This is a genomic window from Mesorhizobium sp. M8A.F.Ca.ET.207.01.1.1 (assembly GCF_004794715.1).
Taxonomy (GTDB): domain Bacteria; phylum Pseudomonadota; class Alphaproteobacteria; order Rhizobiales; family Rhizobiaceae; genus Mesorhizobium.
This window is the reverse complement of record NZ_SRUS01000432.1, coordinates 1-311: the sequence shown is the minus strand read 5'-3', so window position 1 is coordinate 311 and position 311 is coordinate 1. Positions and strand designations below refer to the sequence as shown.

Annotated in this window: 1 protein-coding gene; it reads left to right on the top strand. The window is 71.4% G+C overall.

What is annotated here, in order from left to right:
- On the top strand, positions 1-311 hold a 311-nt coding region (locus EN850_RS35240; protein WP_136093052.1), incomplete at both ends, for a cobaltochelatase subunit CobN.

The window sequence follows — 311 nt, the reverse complement described above, 5'->3', positions numbered from 1 at the left end:
CCCGACCCAGATCGCACTGATCGACGCCGCCGCCACCGCCGTCGCCAGCCGCGACGAGGAAGATTCCGAGAACCCGCTCGCCGCGGCGAGCCGCGCCGAGGGCAAGATCGGCCCGCGCATTTTCGGCACCTCGCCCGGCACCTACGGCGCCGGTATCGAGGATCTGCTGTCGCGCGGCGAATGGGGTGCGCGCGAGGAGATCGGCCGCGCCTATCTTGAGGCCACATCGCACGCCTATGGCGGCGCTGACGGGGAAGCGATTTCCGCGCCCGGCGCCTTCGAGGGCCGCATTGCCGAAGCCGACCTTCTCG